This window comes from Gordonia sp. AC31, assembly GCF_031844505.1.
Lineage (GTDB): Bacteria > Actinomycetota > Actinomycetes > Mycobacteriales > Mycobacteriaceae > Gordonia > Gordonia hongkongensis.
Genome location: NZ_JAUZVK010000001.1, coordinates 66,755 through 91,762, shown reverse-complemented (window position 1 = coordinate 91,762; position 25,008 = coordinate 66,755). Strand labels below are relative to the sequence as shown.

The following is a 25,008-nucleotide window of genomic DNA, read 5'->3' as shown; positions in this document are numbered from 1 at the left end:
AAGCCGCCGGGCCGAGCAAGCGACGAAGGAGCGCGTCGAGGTCGAGGCGCCGTGTCGAAGCCACCTGGTGACCTCGACTACCCGCCCCCGTGCGCCGTGAGGACCAGCGCCTCGCCATCGGTGACGGCGATCGTGTGTTCGCTGTGCGCGCCGCGGGAGCCGTCGAACGACCGGATGGTCCACCCGTCGGCGTCGAACTTGATGCGCTCGGAACCGAGCGTGAACCACGGTTCGAGCGCGAGGGTCAGGCCGGGGCGTAGTTTCATGCCACGTCCGGCCCGGCCCACGTTGGCGACGTGGGGATCCTCGTGCATGGTGCGGCCGAGTCCGTGTCCGCCGAACTCGGTGTTGACCCGATACCCGTGTGCGGCGGCGACCGCTCCGATCGCGGCCGAGATGTCGCCGAGCCGACCGCCCGGACGAGCGGCGTCGATGGCTGCGGCCAGTGCTTCTTCCGTGGCCGCGACGAGGCGCTGATCGTCGGGCTGTGGGGTGCCGACGATGACGCTGCGCGCGGAGTCGGCCACCCAGCCGTCGATGGCGACGGCGATGTCCATCGAGAGCAGGTCTCCGTCGGCGAGGACGTAATCGTGCGGGAGTCCGTGCAGGACAGCGTCGTTCACCGACAGGCAGATCACATTGCGGAACGGGCCGCGGCCAAAGGACGGCGAGTAGTCCCAGTAGCAGGACTGAGCACCGCGGTCGTTGACGAGCTTCCGCGCGCGTTCCTCGAGCTCGAGGAGGTTGACCCCGACGTCGGCGCGTCCGGCGAGGTCGTCGAGGAGATCTGCGATGAACGCCCCCGTCACTCCCATGGCGGCCACCTCGGCAGGCGACTTCAGTTCGACCATTCCCGTCCTCTCGTGGTCATTGCGTTCTTTCGGATCGCTGGTCGGTATACAAATACCACCGCGTCTCGGTATTTGTATACCGGACCCGCTAAGATCGCCACATGGTGCGTAACCCCCTGACCCCGGAACAGATCGCGGCCGGCCGCCGGCTCGGCGCCCGTCTCCGCGAGCTGCGCGGCGATCGTCCGCTGGGCGACGTGGCGTCGGGCGCGGGTATCTCGCCGGAGACCCTGCGCAAGATCGAGACCGGACGCATGCCGACGCCCGCTTTCGCCACGATCGCGGCGCTTGCTCGCGCGCTGGGTACCTCACTCGACGATCTGGCGCTCGTGCTCGACGCCGAGGTGGCACGAGTCGGGTGACCGCGAACCGATCGGGTCTCACCTATCCCGAGGTCGGGGCGACGGCCGGGACGCTCCCGCCCGGTTATCACCATCTGCGCCGGTCACGGGTCATCGGCTCGGGAGCTGCCTGCTTCTCCACGGCCGGCCGGCGAATCATGAACTGGGACATGCATCGTCGTGCCGGCTTCGGCGTCGACGAATCGACGCCGGCGGCCACTGTCGACGCCGACGTCGACCTGCGTGCCGGTCTCGGCCCCCTCGCGATCACCGCCCGGTGCCGGGTCGTCGAGGTGATCGACGCCCCGCGCGAGCACGGCTTCGCGTACGGCACGCTGCCCGGCCATCCCGAGATCGGCGAAGAGCGCTTCTGGGTGGAATGGCTCGACGACGACACCGTGGTCGGGCACGTCGTCGCCTTCTCGCGTCCGGGGCGTTGGTTCACGCGTCTGGGTGGGCCGATCGGGCGGGTTGCGCAGTCGCGATTCACCGAGCGCTACCTCGACGCGCTGATGTGTGGCTGAACTCGTCGTCCGCCTGAATCGCGGGCCGAGAACGCCGGCGACGAGGTCATGGGAATGCCGTGAGTGTGGCGAATGTTACGATGCACAGTGTTTTCGACCATGAGTCGAAAACCTGCCTCGGACACACGGCCCGTGATCTGGGGAACCAGCGTCCCGGGGACGGAACTCGTCGCCGGGTAGCCAGAGGAGTGGTAGATGAGCATCACCAGTGATCGCCACACGTCGATGACCGCGCCCGCAGTCGAGGACTCGGCGCTCGTCGATGCGACGTGGTACGACGCGCCGGGCGGCTACACCGGCGTGGAGCCGACGCAGGAGTGGGCGGACGAGGTCCGCCGCCTCGCCAAGGCGCGCAACGCGACGCTGCTCGCGCACAACTACCAGCTCCCGGCCATCCAGGATGTGGCCGACCACGTCGGCGACTCCCTTGCCCTCTCGCGGATCGCCGCCGAGGTCGACTCCGACGAGATCATCTTCTGCGGCGTTCACTTCATGGCCGAGACCGCCAAGATCCTGAGCCCCGAGAAGCGGGTCCTGATCCCCGACGAGCGCGCCGGATGCTCGCTGGCCGACTCGATCACCGCGGACGAACTCCGGGCCTGGAAGGCTGAGTTCCCCGATGCGCTGGTGGTGTCCTACGTGAACACCACCGCCGAGGTGAAGGGCCTCACCGACATCTGCTGCACGTCGTCGAACGCGGTCGACGTGGTCGCGTCGATCGATCCCGACCGCGATGTCCTGTTCCTGCCGGACCAGTTCCTCGGCGCGCACGTCAAGCGCGAGACCGGCCGCGACAACATCCACATCTGGGCGGGCGAATGCCACGTGCACGCCGGCATCAACGGTGACGAGCTGACCGCGCAGGCGAACTCGCACCCGGACGCCGACCTGTTCATCCACCCCGAATGCGGTTGCGCGACCTCGGCGCTGTATCTGGCCGGCGAGGGTTTCGTGCCCGAGGAGAAGGTGAAGATCCTGTCCACGGGCGGCATGCTCGACGCCGCGCGCGAAACTGGCGCGAAGCAGGTGCTCGTCGCCACCGAGGTCGGGATGCTGCACCAGTTGCGCAAGGCCGCACCGGGTGTCGACTTCCAGGCGGTCAACGAACGGGCATCGTGCCCCTACATGAAGATGATCACCCCGGCGGCCATGCTCCGGTGCCTACGGGAGGGTCGCGACGAGGTGTTCGTCGACGCCGATGTCGCCGAGAAGGCGCGCAAGAGCGTCGAGCGCATGATCGCGATCGGCAACCCCGGATCGGGCGAGTGAGCAACCCGGCTCCCTCGACGACCTCGCCGGGCGATGGCTTCGTCGGCCAGGCCGCGGGCGGTGAACTCGGCGCCGCGGTCACCGACGAGGTCCGCGCGCTGATCCGGACCGCGCTCGACGAGGATCTGCGATACGGGCCCGACGTCACGACCGCGTCCACGGTGCCCGCCGACGCGGTCGTCGACGCGGCGATCGTCAGTCGCGCGCACGGCGTGATCGCGGGCGTCCCGGTGGTCGAGGCGGTCTTCGACGAGGTGATCGGCGCTGGCGAGTACACGATCACGTCGCGCGTCGACGATGGAACCCGCGTCGAACCAGGCGCTGTCGTACTCGCCGTCCACGCCCCGACGCGAGCGCTGCTGACCGCGGAACGCACGGCGCTCAACCTGATCTCGCACCTGTCGGGGATCGCCACGACCACCGCGGCCTGGGTGGCGGCGGTGGAGGGTACGGACGCCCGAATCCGCGACTCGCGCAAGACACTTCCGGGTCTTCGGCATCTGCAGAAGTACGCGGTTCGTGCCGGCGGGGGAGTCAACCATCGGATGGGGCTCGGCGACGCCGCCCTCATCAAGGACAACCACGTCGTCGCCGCGGGTTCGGTCGCCGCGGCGTTGGAGGCGGTCCGGGCGGCGGCGCCGGGCCTACCGGTCGAGGTCGAGGTCGACTCGCTGGCCCAGCTCGACGAGGTCCTCGGACTCGAACCGCAGTTGGTCCTGCTGGACAACTTCGAGCCGTGGGAGACCCAGATGGCCGTCCAGCGCCGCAACACCCGTTCGCCGGGCACCAAGCTGGAGAGCTCGGGAGGCCTGTCGCTCGACGTCGCGGCCGACTATGCCCGCACCGGCGTCGACTACCTGGCCGTCGGCGCGCTGACGCACTCCGTCACCGTCCTGGACCTCGGTCTGGACATCCCGGCACCGTAGGTTCAGCCCCGCGTCGCCGGTTCGGACCTCGACGTCGGACAACTCGGTCCTGGCGAACGGCCGGTTGAAGGACGGGGGGCAGATTCGTCCGCATGCCGGATCGAACTGCCCCGACGTTCTCGGGTGACAACCCGCACCAGAAACCCGCTGGCACCCGACACGTATCCTTGTTGGGTACATCAGCAGCCACCAGGAGAGATCATGCTCGCCCGAATTGACCTGCGCGGTAGCACGCCGACACTCGCCGAGTTGCGTCGTGCGCTGCCCCGCGGGGGTACCGATGTCAATGCCGTCCTCGACACGGTGACACCGGTCGTGCATGCGGTGGCGGAGAACGGCAGCAGTTCTGCGCTCGACTACGGCGAGAAGTTCGACGGTGTCCGACCCGCGTCGGTGCGGGTGCCCGCTCGGGTCATCGCCGATGCTCTGGCCGGGCTCGACCCGCAGGTCGCCGAGGCGCTGCGCGAGTCGATCATCCGCGCCCGCAAGGTGCACGCCGACCAGCGACGGGAGACCACCCGCACCCAGGTCGTCGACGGCGGCGTCGTCAGCGAGAAGTGGATTCCGGTGCGCCGCGTCGGCCTGTACGTCCCGGGCGGAAACGCCGTCTATCCGTCGTCGGTCATCATGAACGTCGTCCCCGCCCAGGAGGCCGGGGTCGGCTCGCTGGTCGTCGCCTCGCCTCCGCAGAAGGACTTCGGCGGGTGGCCGCACCCGACCATCCTCGCCGCCTGTGCGCTCCTCGGCGTCGACGAGGTGTGGGCGGTCGGCGGTGCCCAGGGCGTGGCCCTGCTCGCCTACGGTGGCGCCGACACGGAATCCGCGGACGAGCCGAATGCCGTTCTCGACCCTGTCGACCTCATCACCGGCCCGGGCAACATCTACGTCACCGCGGCCAAGCGTCTGTGCCGCAGCGTGGTGGGCATCGACTCCGAGGCCGGACCCACTGAGATCGCGATCCTCGCCGACGACTCGGCGGACGCGGGCATCCTCGCCTCCGACCTCATCAGCCAGGCCGAGCACGACGTCCTCGCGGCGTCGGTGCTCGTGACCGACAGCGCCGAACTCGCCGACGCCGTCGACGAGGCTCTCGAGCAGCAGGTCGCGGCCACCAAGCACCGCGAACGCGTGACCACCGCGCTGTCGGGGGAGCAGTCGGGCGTCGTCCTCGTCGACGATCTCGACGCGGGGCTCGCCGTCGTCGATGCCTATGCGGCCGAACACCTCGAGATCCAGACCCGGGACGCGGCCGCGGTCGCCGATCGGGTGCACAACGCGGGCGCGATCTTCGTCGGGCCCTACGCGCCGGTCAGCCTCGGTGACTACTGTGCGGGCTCCAATCACGTTCTGCCGACGTCGGGTTCGGCGCGCTTCGCCTCCGGGTTGTCGGTGCAGACCTTCCTCAAGGGCGTCCACGTCATCGACTACGACGAGGCCGCGCTGCGCGAGGTCGCCGACAAGGTGGTGACCCTCGCCGATGCCGAGGACCTGCCCGGTCACGGTGATGCGGTGAAGCAGCGCTTCGTCGGGAGCGCGGGCCGGTGACGGCCGCCGATCCGGTGACGGCAACCCCGGGCAGCTCGATCACCGTCGACGACCTGCCGCTACGTGAGAACCTCCGTGGCAAGAGCGCTTATGGCGCACCGCAACTCAGGGTTCCGGTGATCCTCAACACCAACGAGAACCCGCACGCGCCGTCGCCGGCCCTGATCGACGATGTCGCCGCGTCGGTGCGCGAGGCCGCCGCTGAGTTGCACCGCTATCCCGATCGCGATGCCGTCGCCCTCCGTGTCGACCTCGCCGCCTACCTGACCCGGGCCACCGGTGTGCAGCTCGGCGTCGAGAACCTGTGGGCGGCAAACGGTTCCAACGAGGTTCTGCAGCAACTGCTGCAGGCCTTCGGCGGTCCCGGCCGCAGTGCGCTCGGGTTCGTGCCGTCGTATTCGATGCATCCGATCATCTCCGACGGCACCGACACCACCTGGCTGGTCGCGGCGCGGGCGGGCGACTTCTCGCTCGACACCGACTACGCGGTCGCCGAAGTCGCGAACCGCGAGCCGGACGTCGTCTTCGTGACGTCGCCGAACAACCCGACCGGCGGTTCGATCCCGCTCGCGGACCTGCGTCGCATCGTCGAGGCGGCTCCGGGCATCGTGATCGTCGACGAGGCCTACGCCGAGTTCTCGGCGGCTCCGAGTGCCGTCGAGCTCATAAACGAGTTCCCGGCCAAGGTCGTCGTCAGCCGCACGATGAGCAAGGCCTTCGCCTTCGCCGGCGGCCGACTCGGTTACCTCGCCGCAGCACCCGCCGTCGTCGACGCGATCCAGCTGGTGCGGCTCCCGTACCACCTGTCCGTGCTGACCCAGGCCGCCGCGCGAGCCGCATTGCGCCACAGCGACGACACTCTCGCCGGTGTCGCCGCGATCCGGTCCGAACGCGAGCGCGTGGTCGCGGCGCTGACCGCCTTCGGGTACCGCGTCATCGACTCCGACGCCAACTTCGTGCTGTTCGGACGGTTCCGGGATGCTGCGGCAACGTGGCAGCGTTACCTCGACCAGGGCGTCCTCATCCGGGACGTCGGCATAGCCGGTCACCTGCGGGTGACCATCGGTCTCGCGCATGAGAACGACGCCTTCCTCGACGTCAGCCGCACGCTCGCCACCACAGATCTGGAGAACACTCAGTGAGCACCCCCTCTGCGACCAACCCCGCGCCCCGTGTCGCGAAGGTCGAACGGAGCACCAGGGAGTCGTCGATCTCCGTCGAGCTGAATCTCGACGGCACCGGCGTGACGAACATATCGACCGGCATCGCGTTCTTCGATCACATGCTCACCGCCTTCGGTCAGCACGGCAGCTTCGATCTCACCGTCGAGGCGAAGGGCGACATCGAGGTCGAGGGCCACCACACCATCGAGGACACCGCGATCGTGCTCGGCCAGGCTCTCGGCCAGGCGCTCGGTGACAAGAAGGGCATCCGTCGCTTCGGCGATTCCTGGATCCCGATGGACGAGACCCTCGCCCAGGCCGTCGTCGACGTGTCGGGCCGCCCGTACTGCGTCCACACCGGCGAGCCCGAGCACATGCTGACCGCCGTGATCGGTGGCTACCCGGGTGTCCCGTACTCGACCGTCATCAACCGGCACGTGTTCGAGTCGATCGCGCTCAACGCCCGTATCGCGCTGCACGTGCGGGTCCTCTACGGCCGTGACCAGCACCACATCACCGAGGCGGAGTTCAAGGCCGTGGCCCGCGCGTTGCGCGCGGCGACGGAATACGACGCCCGCGTGACCGGTGTGCCGTCGACGAAGGGCGCGCTGTGAGCGTCGCCGACGTCACGATCCTCGATTACGGCTCGGGCAACCTGCGGTCCGCGCAGCGTGCGCTCGAGCGGACCGGGGCACAGGTGACGGTCACCTCCGACTTCGACACGGCCCTGAACGCCACCGGCCTCGTCGTGCCCGGCGTCGGCGCGTTCGCCGCCTGCATGGAAGGCCTGCGCGCGGTCAAGGGCGACCGGATCGTCGGGCGACGATTGGCGGGCGGCCGCCCGGTCCTGGGCATCTGCGTGGGCATGCAGATCCTGTTCGAGCGCGGCGTCGAGTTCGGCGTCGAGGCGGAGGGCTGCGGGGAGTGGCCGGGCAGTGTGACCCAGTTGCCCGCTCCCGTTCTGCCGCACATGGGCTGGAACACGGTCGACGCACCCGAGGGCACCGTGCTCTTCGACGGGCTCGACGCCGACACCCGCTTCTACTTCGTGCATTCCTACGCCGCGCAGACCTGGGAGATGGACAACGAGGGTTCGCCGTTGACCGCGCCCAAGCTGACCTGGGCCGAACATGGTGGACCGTTCCTCGCCGCGGTGGAGAACGGGCCGCTGTCGGCGACCCAGTTCCATCCGGAGAAGTCCGGCGACGCCGGTGCGCACCTGCTGGAGAACTGGGTTCGGGGACTCTCGTGACCGACGGCACGCCGCGCCCGGACGACGCCGGGTACGGCGACGGACCCGTCGGGCGACCGTCCGGGTCCGACGCGGCGGGCGCGTCCTCGGCGTCCTCCGGTTTCTCGATCGCCAAGCTCGCCTTCTACGCTCTCGGTGCGGGAGTGCTGGTCCTGATCGTGTCCGTCCCGATCATCGCGCTGTGTGCGCACTGGTCGCCGATCGCCGGACTGGTCGCCGCGCTGGTGGCGGTGGCGGCGATGATCGCCGCGATCGGTACCGTTGCCAACCGCATGGTCGACCGCGCCCGGACAGACCTGATCGCGGCGCGCGACTGTCACCACCCCGCCTGACCCCACCCCGATCACGTCCACCGCCGACTCGCTCGATCAAGAACCGCGCTCGATCCAGAACAGACAGGACAGATTCACCCATGGGTAGCACCCTCGAACTCCTTCCCGCCGTCGACGTCGCCGACGGGCAGGCGGTCCGCCTGGTCCAGGGCGCGGCCGGCACCGAGACGTCGTATGGTTCGCCGCGCGACGCGGCGCTGGCGTGGCAGCGGGACGGTGCGGAGTGGATCCATCTCGTCGACCTCGACGCCGCGTTCGGCCGCGGCGACAATCGCGAACTGCTGGCCGGCGTGGTCGGTGAACTCGACGTGAAGGTCGAACTGTCCGGCGGCATCCGCGACGACGATTCGCTGGCCGCCGCCCTCGCCACCGGGTGCACGCGCGTGAACCTCGGTACCGCCGCCCTGGAGAACCCGGAGTGGTGTGCCCGCGCGATCGCCGAGCACGGGGACCGCATCGCGGTCGGTCTGGACGTGATCCGCGACGGCAGTTCCTACCGGTTGCGCGGGCGGGGCTGGGTCACCGACGGAGGCGATCTCTGGGAGGTCCTCGAGCGGTTGAATCGCGACGGATGCGCCCGCTACGTGGTCACCGACGTCTCCAAGGACGGCACGCTGCAGGGTCCGAACCTCGATCTCCTCGCCGAGGTCGCCGCGGCCACCGACGCCCCCCTCGTGGCCTCGGGCGGCGTCTCGGCCATCGACGATCTGGTCGCGATCGCCGGCCTCACCGGCCAGGGTGTAGAGGGCGCCATCGTCGGCAAGGCGCTCTATGCGGGCCGATTCACGCTGCCGGAGGCGTTGACCGCGGTCGCCGGGGTCTGATGAGCGCGGCGGACTCCACCCTCGACCTGCCCCGGCTGCTCGACACCGCCGGGTCGATCCTCGACGCCGCCGTCGATCGCTTCGTCGACGGTCAGGGTGCGCCGAGCGCGATCAACAAGGGCGGCACCGACTTCGCCACGCAGGTGGACCTCGACCTCGAGCGCCACATCGGGGCCGAGCTCGCCGACCGGACCCAGATCCCGGTCCACGGCGAGGAATTCGGCGGCGCCGACGTCGTCGACGGTCCGGTGTGGGTGCTCGACCCGATCGACGGCACCTTCAACTACTCCGCGGGGATGCCGCTCACCGGGATCCTCCTCGGTCTGGTGGTCGACGGCGAGGCCACGCTCGGGATGACCTGGCTGCCGCTCGTGGGACGCCGGTACGCCGCACACGCCGACGGTCCGCTGCTGCTGAACGGCGTAGCCGTCCCGCCGGCCCCCGACATGGAACTCGCCGAGGCAGCCATCGCCTTCGGTCCGTTCGATGCCCGCGGCGGTGGCCGCTACCCGGGCGCGCGCCGGGCCGACCTCCTGCGCGAACTCAGCACGCGTGCCGCCCGGATCCGGATGACCGGGTCGACGGGTGTGGACATGGCGTTCACCGCGGCCGGCGTGTTCGGCGGGGCGATCGCCTTCGGCCGGCACCCCTGGGACAACGCGGCAGGAGCGGCGCTGGTCCGGGCCGCCGGCGGTGTGGCGACCGACATCGCCGGCCGTCCGTGGACCGTGGCGTCGCCGTCGCTGGTCGCCGGTACCCCGACCGTGCACGCCGGTCTGATGCGTGTCATCGGCGAGACGATCCCGGAATGGACGGCAGACGTCATCACCCCAGAATCCACCACCCCGAAGGAGACCCGACGATGACGCTGGCGACCCGGGTCATCCCGTGCCTCGACGTCGACGACGGCCGCGTGGTCAAAGGCGTCAACTTCGCCAACCTGCGCGACGCCGGCGACCCGGTCGAGCTGGCCGAGCGCTACGACCGCGAAGGCGCGGACGAACTGACCTTCCTCGACGTGACCGCGTCGAGCTCGGGGCGCTCGACGATGATCGACGTGGTGAAGCGCACCGCCGATCAGGTGTTCATCCCGCTCACCGTCGGCGGGGGCATCCGGACCGTCGACGACGTCGACACCATGCTGCGCGCCGGGGCCGACAAGGTCAGCGTCAACACCGCGGCCATCGCCCGGCCGGAGGTGCTCGCCGAGATGAGCCGGCGCTTCGGTTCGCAGTGCATCGTGCTGTCCGTCGACGCCCGGACCGTTCCCGAAGGTGCGGAACCCACGCCGTCGGGCTGGGAGGTCACCACCCACGGCGGCCGTAAGGGCACCGGGATCGACGCGGTCGAGTGGGCGGTCCGTGGCCAGGACCTCGGTGTCGGCGAGATCCTGCTCAACTCGATGGACGCCGACGGCACCAAACAGGGCTTCGACCTGCGCATGCTGACGGCCGTACGCGCCGCGGTGTCGGTGCCGGTCATCGCCAGCGGCGGCGCCGGCAGTATCGACGATTTCGCGCCGGCGGTGCAGGCGGGCGCCGACGCGGTTCTCGCGGCCTCGGTCTTCCACTTCGGCGAACTCACCGTGGCCGAGGTGAAGACGGCCATGCGCGACGCCGGGATCACCGTCCGATGACACGACGCGTCCCCTCCCGCACCGACCCGGAAGGTCGCTGATGGCACTCGATCCCGCTCTCGCCGCCCGCCTCAAACGCAACGCCGACGGCCTGTTCACCGCGGTGGCGCAGGAACGCAGCACCGGGACGGTGCTGATGGTCGCCTGGATGGACGACGTCGCGCTCGAACGCACGCTCGCCACCCGGAAGGGGACCTACTACTCGCGGTCACGCCAGGAGTACTGGGTGAAGGGGGAGACCAGCGGGCACACGCAGTATGTGCACGACGCCCGCATCGACTGCGACGGCGACACCGTGCTGCTGATCGTCGATCAGGTGGGCGCGGCCTGCCACACCGGCAATCACAGTTGCTTCGACACCGAGTCGCTGGCGTTCGGGATCGACGCGGCGTCCGGGTCCGGGCCCGAATCCGGGCAGGGTTCGCCGGACCCAGCAGAATAGACCACGAGACACGAGTCCCGGGTGCGAACTCCCGGGACACGCCACAGCTCGAGACCTTCGAAAGGCGGTGCGTCCATGCCCCTCATCCAGATCTCGCAGACGCCGGGACTGTCGGATCGCGTCAAGCGCGAGACGATAGCCGCGGTCACCGAGGCCTACGCCAAGGCAACCGGCAAGAACCCCGACTCGGTCTGGGTGACGATCACGGAGGTTCCGCGAAATCAGTGGGGCGTCGGCGGCGAGCCGCTCGGATGACGGCCACCACCGGCGGGGCCGCCGACACCACGACTCTCGCCGAGTTCCTCGACCTCGCGCGCGATCACCGCGTCGTACCGGTGACGCGCAAGGTCCTCGCCGACTCCGAGACGCCGCTGTCGGCCTATCGCAAACTCGCGGGCGACCGTCCGGGGACCTTCCTGCTGGAGTCCGCCGAGAACGGGCGGTCCTGGTCCCGATGGTCGTTCATCGGCGCGGGCGCACCGTCGGCCCTGACCGTCGTCGACGGACAGGCGCACTGGTGGGGGTCGGTGCCCGTCGGCGCACCCGAGGGCGGCGACGCGCTCGAGGTCCTCGCGGAGTCGTTGCGCCTCCTGCAGACCGACCCGCTCCCCGGGATGCCGCCGCTGACCGGCGGATTCGTCGGCTTCATGGCCTACGACATGGTCCGCCGGCTCGAGCGTCTGCCCGAGACCACGGTCGACGATCTGGGCCTCCCGGACATGATGATGGTGCTGGCCACCGACCTCGCCGCGGTCGACCATCATGAGGGCACGATCACGCTCATCGCCAACGCGGTCAACTGGGACGGCTCCGACGAGCGGGTCGAGGACGCCTACGCCGACGCACTCGACCGGCTGGACCGGATGACCGAAGCGCTCGCCGCACCCGCGCCGTCGACGGTGTCGACCTTCGACCGCCCGCGGCCCGAGTTCGCCGCGCAGCGATCGCTCGCGGAGTACAGCGAGATCGTCACCGATCTCGTCGGCGAGATCGAGGCCGGCGAGGCCTTCCAGGTCGTGCCGTCGATGCGCTTCGAGATGGACTCCGACGCCGACCCGCTCGACGTCTATCGCGTGCTGCGCGCGTCCAATCCGAGTCCGTACATGTACCTGCTGCGGATGCCCGGCACCGAGGAGCACAGCGACACCGGCTCGCCCGACGCGATCGCACGCAAACCGTTCACCATCGTCGGCAGCAGCCCCGAGGCACTGGTCACCGTGGCCGACGGGGTGGCGACCACACACCCGATCGCGGGCACCCGCTGGCGCGGCGCGACCGAGGAGGAAGACCAACTGCTCGGCAAGGGACTGATCGAGGACGAGAAGGAGAACGCCGAGCACCTGATGCTGGTGGACCTCGGGCGCAACGACCTCGGACGTGTCTGCGTACCCGGCACGGTCAAGGTCAGCGACTACCGGCACATCGAGCGCTACAGCCACGTCATGCATCTCGTCTCGACCGTGTCGGGGACCCTCCGCGACGACAAGCATGCCCTCGACGCCGTGACGGCGTGCTTCCCGGCCGGAACCCTCACCGGCGCACCGAAGGTGCGGGCGATGGAACTCATCGACGAGCACGAGATGACCCGCCGCGGGCTTTATGGCGGGATCGTCGGCTACCTCGACTTCGCCGGCAACGCCGACACCGCCATCGCCATCCGCACCGCACTTCTCGCGCGCGGCAAGGCGTTCGTCCAGGCGGGCGGTGGGGTGGTGGCCGACAGCGAGCCGGAGTACGAGTACAACGAGGCGCGTAACAAGGCCACCGCGGTGCTCAACGCGGTCGCGGCCGCCTCGACGATGCGACGGGTGGGTGAGAACTCATGACCTCTGCTGAAGACGGAGCCGCGGCAGGTCCTGACGCCGAGGCGGTCCGCCGCAAGTCCGTCCGGCGCCGCCAGGTCGTCGCGGCCCTGCTGATGGCGGTGGCGGCGGCTGCGTTCTGGGGGGCGAGCCGGCTGACGTGGGCCACCGTCTCCGCCGAGGACGGATTGTCCCCGCAGCGGGCGTTCGAGGTCAGCGGCGCGGACTGGAGCCCGTGGCTGACCCCGCTCGCATTGGTCTACCTGGCGGGCATCGCCGCCGCGTTGTCGGTGCGCGGCTGGGCGCTGCGCGTCGTGGCGATACTGGTCGCCGTCGGCGGGCTCCTGGCCGCGTTCCCGGCGATCTCGCTGATCACCGGGGGCACCGACTCTGCGTACGCCGCCGAGGCGGGCAGCATCCCCGATCGCTACATCGTGCTCTTCGTCGACACCAACCCCCTCGCCGCGGTGGTCGTGCTCGCCGGCACCTTGAGTGCGGTCGGTGCAGCGGTCATGCTGCTCCGCGTCGCGAAGGGCGCCACCCGATCGTCGAAATACACCACCCCGGCCGCTCGCCGCGAAGAGATCGAGACCGAGATCTTCGCCGACTACGAGCGTCGCAAGGCCGCGGAGCAGAACGAGGACGCCGCGGCCGCGGAGCCAGGCGCGACCCGATCCGGTTCGGCGAAGCCGGGAACGAGCGGTCGGGCGGACGACCCCGGCCCGGCGGCGGATCCGACGCCGCCCGGAGCGAACGAGCGGATGATGTGGGACGCGCTCGACACCGGCTTCGACCCGACCGACCCGAACGACCCCGACCGTCGCTGAACCTCAAGCCGATGACGGGTCGGCGCCGGCGACGCCCGGCCGCAGACTCCGACGATGGACGCATCAGCGCGATGAGGTCACAGATCGGCCAACCCGGACGCAACCGGCCCGAACGGCCCGTCTACCCTGAGAACACACGTCGAGGGAGAAGGGAGCAAGTCGCTGTGAGCGTGCCCAACGTTCTCGAATCGATCATCGAGGGAGTGAAAGCCGACGTCGCGGCACGTGAGGCCGTCGTCGACTTCGCCTCGGTCAAAGCGGCCTCCGCCAAGGCTCCCGCCCCCAAGGATGCGCTGGCCGCCCTGCGTCAGCCCGGAATCGGTGTCATCGCCGAGGTCAAGCGCGCCAGTCCGTCGAAAGGCGAACTCGCCAGCATCGGGGACCCCGCCGAACTCGCCCGCGCATACGAAGACGGCGGCGCGCGCATCATCAGCGTGCTCACCGAGGAACGCCGGTTCCGCGGCTCGCTCGCCGACCTCGACGCCGTCCGCGCCGCGGTCGACATCCCGGTGTTGCGCAAAGACTTCATCGTCGGCACGTATCAGATCCACGAGGCTCGTGCCCATGGCGCCGACGTCATCCTGTTGATCGTCGCCGCCCTCGAGCAGAACGTGCTCGCCTCACTCCTCGACCGCACCGAGAGCCTGGGAATGACCGCGCTCGTCGAAGTGCACACCGAGGAGGAGGCCAGCCGTGCCCTCGAAGCCGGCGCATCGGTCGTCGGCGTGAACGCGCGCAATCTCAAGACCCTGCAGGTCGAGCGGGACACCTTCTCGCGCATTGCACCCGGTCTGCCCACGGAGACCATCCGCATCGCCGAGTCGGGTGTGCGCGGCACCGCCGATCTGCTGGCCTACGCCGGTGCCGGCGCCGATGCGGTCCTCGTCGGCGAAGGTCTCGTCACGAGTGGCGACCCGCGTGCCGCGGTCCGTGAACTCGTCACCGCGGGCACGCACCCGTCGTGCCCGAAACCTGTTCGCTGACAATGCGTCCGGGCCGGCATCGGTCCGCGTGAGCCTGTCGGCCCGATCGTCTGTGAGTTGAAGTGACCGCTCATCCTGATTCCGTCCGCACCGACGCCGTCGAGGCGACTCCGCTGCCCACCGCGAGCGTCGGGCTCACCACTCGTACCTCGATCGAACCCGACGAGCACGGGCACTTCGGTGTCTACGGCGGGCGCCATGTACCCGAGGCGCTGATGGCCGTCATCGACGAGGTGACCACGACCTTCCAGAAGGTCCGCGCCGACGACGATTTCCTTGCCGAACTGGACCGCCTGCAGCGCGACTACGCCGGCCGCCCGTCGCCGCTGTACGAGGCGAAACGCCTGTCCGAGCACGCCGGCGGGGCGCGGATCTTCCTCAAGCGCGAGGACCTCAACCACACGGGCTCGCACAAGATCAACAACGTTCTCGGACAGGCGCTCCTGGCCCAGCGGATGGGCAAGCACCGCGTCATCGCCGAGACCGGCGCCGGACAGCACGGGGTCGCCACCGCGACCGCGTGCGCGCTCCTCGGTCTCGAGTGCGTGATCTACATGGGCCGGGTCGACACAGATCGCCAGGCGCTCAACGTCGCCCGCATGCGACTCCTCGGTGCGGAGGTGATCGCCGTCGACAACGGTTCGGCGACGCTGAAGGACGCGATCAACGAGGCCATGCGTGACTGGGTCACCAACGCGCACAACACGTATTACTGCTTCGGTACCGCGGCCGGGCCGCACCCGTTCCCGGTCATGGTTCGCGATCTGCAGCGCGTCGTCGGGCTCGAGGCGCGCGTGCAGATCCTGGAGAAGGCCGGACGCCTGCCCGACGCGGTGACCGCCTGCGTCGGCGGTGGTTCCAACGCGATCGGCATCTTCCATCCGTTCATCGACGACGAGGGCGTCCGGCTCGTCGGCTTCGAGGCCGCCGGCGACGGGGTCGAGACCGGCCGCCACGCAGCAACTTTCACCGGTGGTACACCCGGAGCATTCCAGGGCGCGTACTCCTACCTGCTTCAGGATGACGACGGTCAGACCATCGAATCCCATTCGATCTCGGCCGGCCTGGACTACCCGGGGGTCGGGCCCGAGCACGCCTATCTCAAGGACGCCGGACGGGCGGAGTACCGGCCGATCACCGACACCGAGGCGATGGACGCCCTCGCGTTGCTCAGCCGCCGCGAGGGCATCATCCCCGCGGTCGAGTCGGCCCATGCGGTCGCCGGCGCCCTGAAGCTCGGGCAGGAACTGGGGGAGGGCGCGATCATCGTCGTCAGCCTGTCCGGCCGCGGCGACAAGGACGTGGACACCGCCGCCCGCTGGTTCGGGCTGTTCGACGCCCCGCCGTCCCAGGACGAGGCCACCCTGTCGGAATCGTCGGACGTCCAGAAGCCCGGAGAGCAGGCATGAGCACACAGTCGATCCCGTCGAAGCTCGGCCCCGTGTTCGCCCGCTGCCGGGACGAGGGTCGCAGTGCACTGATCGGTTACCTCCCGGTCGGTTTCCCGACCGTCGACGAGTCGCTGACCTCGTTCCGGACGATGGTCGACGCCGGATGCGACATCATCGAGGTCGGCGTGCCCTACTCCGACCCGGTGATGGACGGCCCGACGATCCAGGACGCCGCCGACCAGGCACTGACCAACGGTGTGCGTGTCCGTGACGTGTTCACCGCCGTCGAGGCCATCACCTCCGCCGGCGGCAACGCGGTGGTCATGAGCTACTGGAACCCGGTTCTCAAGTACGGCGTCGAGAATTTCGCCCGCGATCTGGCGGCGGCCGGCGGTGCCGGACTCATCACCCCGAACCTGATCCCCGAAGAGGGCGCGGAGTGGCACGAGGCGGCCGACCGGCACGGGCTCGACCGCATCTACCTCGTCGCCCCGTCGTCGACGACTGAGCGGATCGCCCTCACCGTCGATGCGTCCCGGGGTTTCGTCTACGCGGCCTCCACGATGGGTGTCACCGGTGCGCGAGATGCCGTGTCGGACATGGCTCCCGAGCTGTGCGCGCGGGTTCGCGAGTACTCCGACATCCCGATCGGCGTCGGGCTCGGCGTTCGCAACCGCGAGCAGGCGGCCCAGATCGCCTCGTACGCAGATGGAGTCATCGTGGGCTCGGCGCTGGTGACCGCGGCGAACGCGGGCCAGGACCGGTTGGCCTCGCTCGTCTCCGAACTGGCCGAAGGGGTCCGCTCGCGTCGGGCGTCTGTCTGAACCGAATGCGCTCTCGTGATCGACGCGGCGGGTCCCGGTCGACAGGTCGAACGTCCCATCCGGTCGGCTAGGGTGACAGCGTGATCGCGCCGACCTCGACGATGCTCGCCTACCTCCCGAGTCCGCCTCAGGGCGTGTGGGAGATCGGACCCTTCCCGCTACGCGCGTACGCGTTGTGCATCATCGTCGGCATCATCGTCGCGGTCTGGTGGGGCAACCGCCGATGGATGGCCCGCGGCGGCCAGGACGGCGAAGTTCTCGACGTCGCGATCTGGGCGGTTCCGTTCGGCCTCATCGGTGGCCGGCTCTACCATCTCATCACCGATTGGAAGACGTACTTCGGTGCCGATGCGCTGAAGGAACCGATCGACGCACTGAAGATCTGGGACGGCGGACTCGGTATTTGGGGCGCGGTCGCGCTCGGTGCGGTGGGCGCGTGGATCGGCGCCCGACGCCGGGGCATCCGACTACCGGCCTTCGGCGACGCCATCGCGCCGCCGATCCTGTTGGCACAGGCCATCGGTCGCCTGGGCAACTACTTCAACCAGGAGCTCTACGGACGCGAGACCACACTCCCGTGGGGCCTCGAGATCTACGAACGCGAGAACGCCGCCGGGTACTCCGACCCCGGACTGATCGACGGCGTGTCCAACGGCGTCGTGGTCGCGGTGGTCCATCCGACCTTCCTCTACGAGCTGCTGTGGAACGTGCTCGTCGTCGTGCTCCTGGTGGTCGTCGACCGGTACTTCCGCATCGGGCACGGCCGGTTGTTCGCGCTGTACGTGGCGGGCTACTGCCTGGGCCGGTTCTTCATCGAGTTGCTGCGCGACGATCGCGCGGCCGTCGCCAACGACATCGCGGGCATCCGACCGAACCTTTTCACCGCGGCGTTGGTGTTCCTCGCCGCCGTCGTCTATTTCGTGGTCGCGCCCAAGGGACGCGAACAGGGACTGGAGATGTATCACGACGACCGTGCCGCGGAGCTCGCGGAGCAAGGTGTCGCCGGGTACGTCGACGACTGGTACGACGAGGACATCGAACCGGAGCCGAGTCCGGCGGCCGCCGCCGGGGTGGCGACGGGTGCAGCGGGATCATCCCTCTTCGATTCCGACGACCAGGGTCGGAAGGCGGGCGCGGTGGGGGAGCCGTCCACCGACGACACCGCCGACACGGATGACCCGGTCGCGGCCGCACACCCCGTGACCGCGGGCAGCGATGCGGAGCCGGGCGCCGAACCGGACACCGACTCGTCCACCGAACCGCAGCCGGTTGCCGACGGTCCGGTCGATCCAGGCGAGGACACCGTCGAGGCCGGTGGCGAGGAGGCGGTCGACGAGCCGGCTCAGCCGGAGACGGCGACGTCGCCGGGGGACGAACCGGCTGCCGACGAGACCGCGGACCCCGAGCCCGACGACATGGACGCAGTCGAGAAGTCGACCGACGAGGACGACTCGACCACCGACTCGGTTCCCGACGCAGCCCCGGACACCGACGCCGACGCGGTCACCGACACCGCCGATCCCGCTGAGGAGTCGGATACCGACATCCCGACGGACACCCCCACCGACACCACACCGGGTGCCGGTGCCGGTTCGTCTGACGCAGACAAGTCCTGACGTTCGGTCCTGCCACGCGCTGATCCGTCGGCAGGGTCACAGGTCGCGGGTGACGACGCCTCCCCGGGTGTTCGGATAGGATCGGATCTCACGGTGCGCGATCCCTCCGCCCGGTACCGACCGTTCCAGAGCACGTGAGCGCTCAACGGTTCTGACTCAGCCCGGTACCGATCTCGGCACGGTCATTCGTACGCCGCGCAATGCTCCACGGGCCAGTGCTGTCCCATTGGACACTCAGCAGCGAGCCGGTTCTCGGTTCGAGTGGAGGTAGTGATGCTGTTTTCTGCGCTGCCGGCCAAGCAGGGTCTGTACGACCCGGAGGCCGAGGTCGATTCGTGTGGTGTGGCCATGGTCACCGACATCCACGGTCGCCGTTCGCATTCGATCGTCGCCGACGGGTTGCTGGCGCTGGAGAACCTCGAGCATCGCGGTGCGGCCGGGGCGGAGACCAACAGCGGTGACGGCGCGGGAATTCTGATCCAACTCCCCGACGAGTTGCTGCGCGACACCGTCGACTTCGACCTTCCCGAGCCCGCCGCGGACGGATCGAACAGCTACGCCGCGGGAACGTGCTTCCTGCCCATGGACCCCGATCTCCGCCGCGCGGCGATCGAACGGGTCGAGGCCCTCGCCGCCGACGAGGGCATCACCGTACTCGGCTGGCGGGACCTCCCCGTCGACCACGAACACGCCGACGTCGGCGGAACGGCCGTCGCGTGCATGCCGTACATGATGCAGCTGTTCGTCACCGTCGACCCGGCGCCTGGCGCCGACCGCATCGCCGGGCTCGCTCTCGACCGCTTCATCTACCCGTTCCGCAAGCAGGCCGAACGGGTGACACTGGAGATCGACGAAGCCGGCACCGGGCTGTACTTCCCATCGCTGTCGAGTCGAACGATGGTCTACAAGGGCATGCTCACCACGATGCAGCTCCCGCTGTACTACGAGGATCTGCGAGATGATCGCTGCCTCAGTGCGATCGCCATCGTGCACTCCCGGTTCTCCACCAACACCTTCCCGTCGTGGCCGCTCGCGCACCCCTTTCGGTTCGTGGCGCACAACGGCGAGATCAACACCGTGCGCGGCAACCGGAACCGGATGCGTGCCCGCGAGGCGCTCCTCGAGACCGACCTCATCCCCGGCGATCTCAAGCGCGCGTTCCCGATCTGCACGCCCGAGGCCTCCGACTCGGCGTCGCTCGACGAGGTCCTCGAGCTCCTGCACCTCGGCGGTCGGGACGTCCACCACGCGGTGATGATGATGGTGCCCGAGGCGTGGGAGAACGTGCCCGACATGGATCCCCGTCGTCGGGCGTTCCTGCAGTTCAACTCCTCGATCATGGAGGCCTGGGACGGTCCCGCGTGCGTCACGTTCACCGACGGCACGGTCGTCGGCGCGGTCCTCGACCGCAACGGACTGCGCCCGGGCCGGTGGTGGCAGACACGCGACGGCCGGGTCATCCTCGCCTCCGAGTCCGGTGTGCTCGACGTCCCGGTCGACGACGTGATCAGCAAGGGCCGGCTCGAACCCGGCCGCATGTTCCTCGTCGACACCGAGCAGGGCCGGATCATCCCGGACGAGGAACTCAAGGGCGAGCTCATGAACGCCGAGGCGTACGACGAGTGGTTGCACGCCGGATTGCTCGACATCGCGACGCTCCCGGACCGGCCGGTCTTCCAGCCCAACCACGACACCGTCGTCCGCCGGCAGATCTCCTTCGGTTACACCGAGGAGGATCTGCGCGTACTCCTGACCCCGATGGCGGCGTCGGGCTACGAACCCCTCGGATCGATGGGCACCGACACCCCGGTCGCCGTGCTGTCGCAGCGTTCGCGGCTGCTCTACGACTACTTCGTCGAGCTGTTCGCCCAGGTCACGAATCCGCCGCTGGATGCGATCCGCGAGGAGATCGTCACGTCGATGAGCCGCGTGATGGGCCCGGAGCAGAACCTGCTGCGGCCGACCGCGGCGTCGTGCCGCCAGATCATGGTGCACTGGCCGGTGCTGGACAACGCCGAGCTGGCCAAACTCGTCCACATCAACGACGACGGGGACAATCCCGGTCTGTCGGCGAAGGTGCTCCGGGCGCTCTACGAGGTGTCCGAGGGCGGTGCGGGTCTCGCCGCGGCGCTCGAGGACCTCCGGCTGCGCGCCAGTCAGGCGATCGCCGAGGGGCACACGACGCTCGTGATCTCCGACCGGCTCACCGACGCCGAGCACGCGCCCATCCCGTCGCTGCTGGCCACCTCGGCGGTGCACCACCACCTGGTCCGCACCAAGGAGCGGACGCGGGTCGCGCTGGTGGTGGAGTCCGGCGATGCCCGCGAGGTCCACCACATCGCCACCCTGATCGGTTTCGGGGCGGCCGCGGTCAATCCCTACCTGGCGCTCGAGACCATCGAAGACCTGATCGCCGAGGGTGAGCTGACCGGGGTGACCCGGGCCAAGGCGATCGGCAACTATCTGGAGGCGCTCGGCAAGGGCGTGTTGAAGGTGATGAGCAAGATGGGCATCTCGACCATCAGCTCCTACACCGCGGCACAGGCTTTCGAGGCCGTGGGATTGTCGTCGGAGGTGGTGCGCGAGTACTTCACCCGTACGGTGTCGCGGATCGAGGGCGTCGGACTCGACGAACTGGCCGAGGAGGTGCGCATCCGCCACCACCGGGCCTTCCCGGAGAACCCCACCGAACAGGTCTACCGTCGGCTCGAGGTCGGCGGCGAGTACCAGTACCGCCGCGAGGGCGAATTGCACCTGTTCTCGCCCGAGACCATCTTCCTGCTGCAGCACGCCACCAAGACCGGCCGGGCCGAGATCTTCCAGCAGTACTCCGACGAGGTCGACCGGCTCTCGCGTGAGGGCGGCACCCTGCGCGGACTGTTCGACTTCGATCTCGATGCGCGCGAACCGATCCCGCTCGACGAGGTGGAGCCGGTCGAGGACATCATGAAGCGCTTCAACACCGGCGCGATGAGTTACGGCTCGATCTCCGCGGAGGCCCACGAGACCATCGCGATGGCCATGAACCGGATCGGCGGCCGCTCGAACTCCGGGGAGGGCGGCGAGGACGTGGAGCGTCTGTACGATCCGGAACGCCGCAGCGCGGTCAAGCAGGTCGCGTCGGGCCGGTTCGGCGTGACCAGCGACTACCTCATCAACGCCACCGACATTCAGATCAAGATGGCGCAGGGTGCCAAACCCGGTGAGGGCGGCCAGCTCCCGGCCTACAAGGTGTATCCGTGGATCGCGAAGACCCGGCATTCGACGCCGGGTGTCGCGCTGATCTCGCCGCCGCCGCACCACGACATCTACTCGATCGAGGACCTAGCCCAGCTGATCCACGACCTGAAGAACGCGAACTCGCAGGCACGCATCCACGTGAAGCTGGTCAGTGCGGTGGGCGTGGGGACGGTCGCGACCGGAGTGTCGAAGGCGCACGCCGACGTCGTCCTCATCTCCGGGCACGACGGCGGCACCGGCGCGTCGCCGCTCACCTCGCTCAAACACGCCGGCACGCCGTGGGAGATCGGCCTCGCCGACGCCCAGCAGACGCTGATGTTGAACGGCCTGCGCGACCGCATCACGGTGCAGTGCGACGGGGCGCTGCGCACCGGGCGCGATGTCATCACCGCGGCCTTGCTGGGCGCCGAGGAATACGGGTTCTCGACCGCGCCGCTGATCGTCGCCGGGTGCATCATGATGCGCGTCTGTCACCTCGACACGTGCCCGGTCGGCGTCGCCACCCAGAACCCGCTGTTGCGGTCCCGCTTCACCGGTCAGGTCGACCATCTGGTCAACTTCTTCCGCTTCATCGCCGAGGACGTCCGGAAGTATCTGGCGCAGTTGGGTTATCGCACGCTCGACGACGCCATCGGGCAGTCTCAGCGTCTGCACACCGACGCCGCGGTCGCGCACTGGAAGTCCAAGGGGCTCGACCTCAGCCCGATCTTCCGCAAGGTCGAGGACAAGGGTCCGAGTCGTCGGGTGCGGGGCCAGGAACACGGCCTCGAGCGCGCGCTGGACCAGACGCTGATCCAGCTCGCCGAGGGTGCACTCGAGGACGCACACCCGGTGACCCTGGAGTTGCCGGTGCGCAACGTGAACCGGACGGTCGGCACCCTGCTCGGTTCGGAGGTGACCCGGCGGTACGGGGCCGACGGCCTCGCCGAGGACACGATCACGGTCAGGCTCGAGGGTTCGGCCGGGCAGTCGCTCGGAGCCTTCCTGCCGCCGGGCGTGACGATCCGGTTGACCGGTGACACCAACGACTACGTCGGAAAGGGGCTGTGCGGCGGCAAGATCGTCGTCACGCCGAATCCCGACTCGCTGTTCGTCGCCGAGGACCAGGTGATCGCCGGCAACACGATCCTCTACGGGGCGACCTCCGGTGAGGTGTACCTCAGAGGCCGAGTGGGCGAACGCTTCTCGGTACGCAACTCGGGTGCGACGGCGGTCGTCGAAGGAGTGGGCGACCACGCCTGCGAGTACATGACCGGTGGCCGGGTGGTCGTCCTCGGACCGACGGGACGCAATCTCGCGGCCGGCATGTCGGGTGGTATCGCGTTCGTCCACGACCTCGATCCCGCGAAGGTCAACATGGCCATGGTCGAACTCCTGCGTCCTGACCCGGAGGACCTCGCCTGGCTCAAGCACACCATCGCCACGCACACGGAATTGACCGGTTCCGCGATCGGCGCGTCGATACTGGCCGACTGGCCTCGACGCTGCCTGGCGTTCACCAAGGTGATGCCCACCGATTACAAGCGTGTCCTCGACGCGGCCCGGATGGCCGAAGCCGAAGGGCGCGACGTCGATTCAGCGATCATGGAGGCGGCACGTGGCTGACCCGCGCGGGTTCCTGGAGGTCCCGAAGAAAGAGGCTAAGTACCGTCCGGTCGCCGAACGCGTCCAGGACTGGGACGATGTCTACGAACACGCCGACAATCCGATCAAGGTTCTCGACGAGGTCAGCGGACAGGCCCGCCGGTGTATGGACTGCGGTATCCCGTTCTGTCACTCCGGAACCGCGGGTTGCCCACTGGGCAATCTCATCCCGGAGTGGAACGACCTCGTCCGGCGCGGCCGGTGGGATGCCGCGAGCAGCAGGCTGCACGCGACCAACAACTTCCCGGAGTTCACCGGGATGGTGTGCCCGGCGCCGTGCGAGTCCGCCTGCGTGCTGTCGATCTCCGAACCGGCGACCGGCGGCAGCGTGACCATCAAGCGCATCGAGAAGACCATCGCCTACGAGTCGTGGGCCGAAGGCATCATCGGGCCCGAGCCGCCCGAGTCCACGACCGGCAAGTCGGTCGGGGTCGTCGGCTCGGGACCCGCGGGACTGGCTGCGGCACAGCAGCTCACCCGGGCCGGTCACGACGTCACCGTCTACGAGCGCGACGACCGTCTCGGCGGGTTGCTGCGCTACGGCATCCCGGAGTACAAGCTGCAGAAGTCCGACATCGACCGGCGTATCGCCCAGATGCGGGCGGAGGGAACGACCTTCGTCACCAACTGCGACGTGGGGGCCGACCTGTCCGTGGCTGATCTACATGCGAAGCACGACGCGGTGGTCCTGGCCATCGGTGCGATGGAGGCACGCGACAACCCGGTGCCGGGGCGGGAGCTGAACGGCATCCACCTCGCCATGGAGCATCTCGTGCCCGCCAACAAGGAGTGCGAGGGCGACGGGCCGTCACCCATCACCGCCGCGGGCAAGCACGTGGTGATCATCGGCGGTGGTGACACGGGAGCCGACTGCCTGGGTACGGCGCACCGTCAGGGCGCGGCCTCGGTCGTGCAACTCGACTACAACCCGGAACTGCCCGGGCAGCGCGACGACGAACGGTCGCCGTGGCCGACATGGCCGTTGATCATGCGGACCTCGAGCGCACACGACGAAGGCGGCGAACGGTTGCACCAGGTCGCGGTGCAGCGATTCGAGGGTGACGAGGACGGCAACGTCACGACGATGGTGCTCGCCGAGGTCGAGGTGACGCGCGACGCCGACGGTCGCCGCGAGATCACGCCGGTGAGTGAGGAATTCGAGATCCCCTGCGAGCTGGCCCTGTTCGCGATCGGGTTCGCCGGGGTACGGGGTGGGACGCTGCTGACCGATCTCGAGATCGAGCCGAACCGGCGCGGCGTGATCTCCTGCGGGAGCGACTGGCAGACCGACGCCCCGGGCGTGTTCGTCTGCGGTGACGCCCACCGCGGCGCGTCGTTGGTGGTGTGGGCGATCGCGGAGGGTCGCTCGACCGCGCGTGCGGTCGACGAGTTCCTGGTCGGCGAGTCCGACCTCCCGTCTCCGGTCCGTCCGGCGTCCCTGCCCCTGTCGGTGCGCTGAGCAGGCCCTCGTCGCCACCCGACGGGCTCGGTCGAACACACGCGGCCGCAACAAGTTAAGTAAATTTCATACTCGGCGGTAGCGGCTCGCCACCAGCGGTAACAGCCGGTGGCGGGC

23 protein-coding genes are annotated in these 25,008 nt (G+C 69.2%); 22 read left to right on the top strand and 1 reads right to left on the bottom strand.

Annotated features, from left to right (window positions below; all coding sequences use genetic code 11):
• Positions 1-77: 77 nt before the first annotated feature.
• On the bottom strand, positions 78-851 hold the full coding sequence (map, locus tag Q9R39_RS00435; RefSeq protein ID WP_211539307.1) for a type I methionyl aminopeptidase: 774 nt from the start codon (positions 849-851) through the stop codon (positions 78-80).
• A gap of 101 nt (positions 852-952) precedes the next feature.
• On the opposite strand from map, the gene Q9R39_RS00430 reads away from it, so the two are divergent.
• The 22 genes from Q9R39_RS00430 to Q9R39_RS00325 all read left to right on the top strand — a co-directional run bounded on the left by Q9R39_RS00430 (position 953) and on the right by Q9R39_RS00325 (position 24,891).
• Positions 953-1,213, top strand: coding sequence for a helix-turn-helix domain-containing protein (locus tag Q9R39_RS00430; protein ID WP_055476572.1), 261 nt, complete (start codon positions 953-955; stop codon positions 1,211-1,213).
• Positions 1,210-1,716 (top strand): DUF1990 family protein, encoded by a 507-nt coding sequence (locus tag Q9R39_RS00425; RefSeq protein WP_211539306.1) that lies wholly within the window; start codon positions 1,210-1,212, stop codon positions 1,714-1,716. Before Q9R39_RS00430 ends, Q9R39_RS00425 begins: the two co-directional genes overlap by 4 nt.
• 195 nt (positions 1,717-1,911) lie before the next feature.
• Positions 1,912-2,985 carry a quinolinate synthase NadA gene (nadA, locus tag Q9R39_RS00420; RefSeq protein WP_211539305.1) on the top strand — a complete coding sequence of 358 codons (1,074 nt, stop codon included), beginning with the start codon at positions 1,912-1,914 and terminating at the stop codon, positions 2,983-2,985.
• A complete protein-coding gene (gene nadC, locus Q9R39_RS00415) occupies positions 2,982-3,911 on the top strand; it encodes a carboxylating nicotinate-nucleotide diphosphorylase (protein ID WP_211539304.1) in 930 nt (309 codons plus the stop codon). Before nadA ends, nadC begins: the two co-directional genes overlap by 4 nt.
• A gap of 201 nt (positions 3,912-4,112) precedes the next feature.
• Positions 4,113-5,456: a histidinol dehydrogenase gene (hisD, locus tag Q9R39_RS00410; RefSeq protein WP_211539303.1), complete on the top strand. Its 1,344-nt coding sequence runs from the start codon at positions 4,113-4,115 to the stop codon at positions 5,454-5,456.
• The gene (locus Q9R39_RS00405) at positions 5,453-6,598 is read left to right on the top strand and encodes a histidinol-phosphate transaminase (RefSeq protein ID WP_211539302.1); all 1,146 of its coding nucleotides are present in this window, start codon (positions 5,453-5,455) and stop codon (positions 6,596-6,598) included. The genes hisD and Q9R39_RS00405 overlap by 4 nt, the downstream gene beginning before the upstream one ends.
• Entirely contained in the window at positions 6,595-7,233 is a 639-nt protein-coding gene (gene hisB, locus Q9R39_RS00400; protein ID WP_055476578.1) for an imidazoleglycerol-phosphate dehydratase HisB, read from the top strand. Before Q9R39_RS00405 ends, hisB begins: the two co-directional genes overlap by 4 nt.
• Entirely contained in the window at positions 7,230-7,871 is a 642-nt protein-coding gene (hisH, locus tag Q9R39_RS00395) for an imidazole glycerol phosphate synthase subunit HisH (protein WP_068970342.1), read from the top strand. The genes hisB and hisH overlap by 4 nt, the downstream gene beginning before the upstream one ends.
• Positions 7,868-8,203: a hypothetical protein gene (locus tag Q9R39_RS00390; RefSeq protein ID WP_211539301.1), complete on the top strand. Its 336-nt coding sequence runs from the start codon at positions 7,868-7,870 to the stop codon at positions 8,201-8,203. The genes hisH and Q9R39_RS00390 overlap by 4 nt, the downstream gene beginning before the upstream one ends.
• An 80-nt stretch (positions 8,204-8,283) precedes the next feature.
• Positions 8,284-9,027 carry a bifunctional 1-(5-phosphoribosyl)-5-((5-phosphoribosylamino)methylideneamino)imidazole-4-carboxamide isomerase/phosphoribosylanthranilate isomerase PriA gene (gene priA / locus Q9R39_RS00385; protein ID WP_058251759.1) on the top strand — a complete coding sequence of 248 codons (744 nt, stop codon included), beginning with the start codon at positions 8,284-8,286 and terminating at the stop codon, positions 9,025-9,027.
• Positions 9,027-9,893 carry an inositol monophosphatase family protein gene (locus Q9R39_RS00380; RefSeq protein ID WP_068970344.1) on the top strand — a complete coding sequence of 289 codons (867 nt, stop codon included), beginning with the start codon at positions 9,027-9,029 and terminating at the stop codon, positions 9,891-9,893. Before priA ends, Q9R39_RS00380 begins: the two co-directional genes overlap by 1 nt.
• A complete protein-coding gene (gene hisF / locus Q9R39_RS00375) occupies positions 9,890-10,663 on the top strand; it encodes an imidazole glycerol phosphate synthase subunit HisF (protein WP_211539300.1) in 774 nt (257 codons plus the stop codon). The genes Q9R39_RS00380 and hisF overlap by 4 nt, the downstream gene beginning before the upstream one ends.
• Before the next feature lie 40 nt (positions 10,664-10,703).
• Positions 10,704-11,105: a phosphoribosyl-AMP cyclohydrolase gene (gene hisI, locus Q9R39_RS00370; protein WP_211539299.1), complete on the top strand. Its 402-nt coding sequence runs from the start codon at positions 10,704-10,706 to the stop codon at positions 11,103-11,105.
• Positions 11,106-11,180: 75 nt separating this feature from the next.
• Positions 11,181-11,360 carry a tautomerase family protein gene (locus tag Q9R39_RS00365; protein WP_004021167.1) on the top strand — a complete coding sequence of 60 codons (180 nt, stop codon included), beginning with the start codon at positions 11,181-11,183 and terminating at the stop codon, positions 11,358-11,360.
• Positions 11,357-12,931: an anthranilate synthase component I gene (locus Q9R39_RS00360; RefSeq protein WP_137808506.1), complete on the top strand. Its 1,575-nt coding sequence runs from the start codon at positions 11,357-11,359 to the stop codon at positions 12,929-12,931. The genes Q9R39_RS00365 and Q9R39_RS00360 overlap by 4 nt, the downstream gene beginning before the upstream one ends.
• Positions 12,928-13,734 (top strand): TIGR02234 family membrane protein, encoded by an 807-nt coding sequence (locus Q9R39_RS00355; RefSeq protein ID WP_211539298.1) that lies wholly within the window; start codon positions 12,928-12,930, stop codon positions 13,732-13,734. The genes Q9R39_RS00360 and Q9R39_RS00355 overlap by 4 nt, the downstream gene beginning before the upstream one ends.
• A gap of 164 nt (positions 13,735-13,898) precedes the next feature.
• Positions 13,899-14,717 (top strand): indole-3-glycerol phosphate synthase TrpC, encoded by an 819-nt coding sequence (gene trpC, locus Q9R39_RS00350; RefSeq protein ID WP_065632347.1) that lies wholly within the window; start codon positions 13,899-13,901, stop codon positions 14,715-14,717.
• Positions 14,718-14,779: 62 nt separating this feature from the next.
• Positions 14,780-16,126, top strand: coding sequence for a tryptophan synthase subunit beta (gene trpB / locus Q9R39_RS00345; RefSeq protein WP_211539297.1), 1,347 nt, complete (start codon positions 14,780-14,782; stop codon positions 16,124-16,126).
• Entirely contained in the window at positions 16,123-16,932 is an 810-nt protein-coding gene (trpA, locus tag Q9R39_RS00340) for a tryptophan synthase subunit alpha (protein ID WP_211539296.1), read from the top strand. The genes trpB and trpA overlap by 4 nt, the downstream gene beginning before the upstream one ends.
• A gap of 80 nt (positions 16,933-17,012) precedes the next feature.
• Positions 17,013-18,548, top strand: coding sequence for a prolipoprotein diacylglyceryl transferase (gene lgt / locus Q9R39_RS00335; RefSeq protein ID WP_307848063.1), 1,536 nt, complete (start codon positions 17,013-17,015; stop codon positions 18,546-18,548).
• A 273-nt stretch (positions 18,549-18,821) separates the two neighbouring features.
• Positions 18,822-23,393 carry a glutamate synthase large subunit gene (gene gltB, locus Q9R39_RS00330; RefSeq protein ID WP_078112861.1) on the top strand — a complete coding sequence of 1,524 codons (4,572 nt, stop codon included), beginning with the start codon at positions 18,822-18,824 and terminating at the stop codon, positions 23,391-23,393.
• A complete protein-coding gene (locus Q9R39_RS00325) occupies positions 23,386-24,891 on the top strand; it encodes a glutamate synthase subunit beta (RefSeq protein ID WP_078112862.1) in 1,506 nt (501 codons plus the stop codon). Before gltB ends, Q9R39_RS00325 begins: the two co-directional genes overlap by 8 nt.
• The last annotated feature ends 117 nt before the right edge of the window (positions 24,892-25,008 follow it).

Excerpts from the sequence above, each read along its gene's own strand:
- map (WP_211539307.1), bottom strand. The coding sequence starts at position 851 with ATGGTCGAACTGAAGTCGCCTGCCGAGGTGGCCGCCATGGGAGTGACG.
- Q9R39_RS00430 (WP_055476572.1), top strand. The coding sequence starts at position 953 with ATGGTGCGTAACCCCCTGACCCCGGAACAGATCGCGGCCGGCCGCCGG.
- nadA (WP_211539305.1), top strand. The coding sequence starts at position 1,912 with ATGAGCATCACCAGTGATCGCCACACGTCGATGACCGCGCCCGCAGTC.
- hisD (WP_211539303.1), top strand. The coding sequence starts at position 4,113 with ATGCTCGCCCGAATTGACCTGCGCGGTAGCACGCCGACACTCGCCGAG.
- priA (WP_058251759.1), top strand. The coding sequence starts at position 8,284 with ATGGGTAGCACCCTCGAACTCCTTCCCGCCGTCGACGTCGCCGACGGG.
- Q9R39_RS00380 (WP_068970344.1), top strand. The coding sequence starts at position 9,027 with ATGAGCGCGGCGGACTCCACCCTCGACCTGCCCCGGCTGCTCGACACC.
- hisF (WP_211539300.1), top strand. The coding sequence starts at position 9,890 with ATGACGCTGGCGACCCGGGTCATCCCGTGCCTCGACGTCGACGACGGC.
- hisI (WP_211539299.1), top strand. The coding sequence starts at position 10,704 with ATGGCACTCGATCCCGCTCTCGCCGCCCGCCTCAAACGCAACGCCGAC.
- Q9R39_RS00365 (WP_004021167.1), top strand. The coding sequence starts at position 11,181 with ATGCCCCTCATCCAGATCTCGCAGACGCCGGGACTGTCGGATCGCGTC.
- Q9R39_RS00360 (WP_137808506.1), top strand. The coding sequence starts at position 11,357 with ATGACGGCCACCACCGGCGGGGCCGCCGACACCACGACTCTCGCCGAG.
- Q9R39_RS00355 (WP_211539298.1), top strand. The coding sequence starts at position 12,928 with ATGACCTCTGCTGAAGACGGAGCCGCGGCAGGTCCTGACGCCGAGGCG.
- trpA (WP_211539296.1), top strand. The coding sequence starts at position 16,123 with ATGAGCACACAGTCGATCCCGTCGAAGCTCGGCCCCGTGTTCGCCCGC.
- gltB (WP_078112861.1), top strand. The coding sequence starts at position 18,822 with ATGCTGTTTTCTGCGCTGCCGGCCAAGCAGGGTCTGTACGACCCGGAG.